General features: G+C 42.5%; 1 protein-coding gene. It reads right to left on the bottom strand.

The annotated features are described in order from the left end of the window. Window positions 1-549: 549 nt before the first annotated feature. The gene (locus ACCI51_RS19380) at window positions 550-1,323 is read right to left on the bottom strand and encodes a hypothetical protein (RefSeq protein WP_371845076.1); all 774 of its coding nucleotides are present in this window, start codon (window positions 1,321-1,323) and stop codon (window positions 550-552) included. Between the last annotated feature and the right edge of the window lie 540 nt (window positions 1,324-1,863).

The raw sequence follows: 1,863 nt of genomic DNA, 5'->3' as shown, positions 1-1,863 counted from the left end.
TTTACGGCGCTTCAGATTGTATTCTGCTTCGGCAAAGGTGACTTGGTGCATGATCTATCGTAGCCTTGACGGATAACTGAATACTACCAAATTGGCTCGGAATTATTCAGAGGTTCCTTAGCAGTGTCTCCACGACAACCGTGAAGTTCCAGACGTGAAATGTGATCACATTTAAAATGTAGCAGCCCATATACCCACCTGCAAGGCATATTTTGAATAAGATTTACATGAAAAAATTATTTTCCGCAGTTACTACCAAGGAAATGGGGTTGAAAAATAGTGAGATATGATTATATAGAGCGTAAAAAAAGGGGAGGAGCAATAATCCAGGGAGACTCGAATAATTGTGTAAACTCTCTGCGGAATATGAAGATTACAAATGGGAGACACAGCTCGCCGCTTAACTCGCTTCCACAAGAGGCACAACGCACATGATGTGCTTTTCAGGGTCCACACTGTGGGACTCTCCGCGATGTCACAAATTATTTAGAAGTTCCGTAGAAAGCGCCCCTCATTGGAGGGGAGCTTTCTAGTATCAAAGCGGTAAAATTAATCCCAGCGGTTAAATATCACGTGCATGCCGTGGTTATCATCACTCACAAAAACAAAATAGCCCGCATTGGTATGCCTTGAGGCGCATACTTTGGTGCCACCGGAGGTCTCTGCACACTCCATTTTATTGGCTTCAATCCCCGTCGTCTCATAAGCACACTGCTCAGACTGGCCTGCCAGGTTTTGCACCAGGTCGCGGGTAGTTCTGGCCAGCACAAAACGATAATCCCCAAAGTAACGGTAATTGTAGGCATCCAGGTAATACGCCTGAGAATCCCAACCAGAGCCTAGTAGATCAGAGTAACACTGTGCAGGATTGGCCATCCACAACATATCCATGTCATTGGAGGCGTGAACTCCAGGCCAGTTTTGTTGGTCATGCTTGGAAAGGACTACGTTGGTAGAATCAACGTAGTCCTTTACAACAACATAATCACCTTCATCACTTTCTATACGACAAATTGGTGCACCACCAATAAAATCATCACATTGCACGTCATCTAATGTAATTTGAGTGGTAGAAGTGATACAGCTAGAGGCATAATTTTTTGCCCAGTTTTTCACTGCGGTAATGGCATACTCACGCTTATCTTCAATTTCATAATAGAAATCTGAAAAAATGCGATACACCTCACGGTCATTCGTATTGCTCTGAGTTGCAGCCTCGGAGCATTGGCTAAAATTCGGCAAATTAAACGTTGTGTTAGCCTGTGCAGGAATAGCACAGGCGATTGTCAAGGCTACGACAGTTAATTTTGTAATGGCTTTCATTTGAAATCCTCCATGAATTTACTCTCTCAAAATCGCCGCGGATTCTAGCAAAGAGGTCCCCCCAAATGAAACAATTTTGTAATATCATGACAGAGTCATCCGCAGTAAAAAACAATTGATACCGCACTTTCAGATATCCGTCTATATAGCCGTGCATACAGGGTCTTACACTACTTGGGGCTTTTTGGCAAAAGAAATAAATAAAAAAACCAATTTAGTGCTCATACATTCTCATTGACTATTTTATTAGCTTCTCAATTCGTTTTCTCTCACAGATGCTCGCTGCCAGATTAGCATCCAAAGGAGGTGCCAAAGCTTGTCCGTATACAGCCTTAATGATATTGGAAGGCACTGGAATCTACACCGTTTTGTATATGTAAGCTTTGTGCTTGTACACTTTAGGATAAAGTTTCTCAACTTAATCCTCAAATATGGAGCCAAAATAGAAGCCCGCCCGATAAATACCTAGATTGCCAACATAAGTGACACACGTTTACCCACCAAAAATTCCAGTGGGCTCAAGTAATTTAACACCTTCCT

This window comes from Microbulbifer echini (assembly GCF_041447225.1).
Lineage (GTDB): Bacteria > Pseudomonadota > Gammaproteobacteria > Pseudomonadales > Cellvibrionaceae > Microbulbifer > Microbulbifer echini.
Note: the sequence above shows the minus strand (reverse complement) of the source record. Positions and strands in the feature narration are given on the sequence as shown.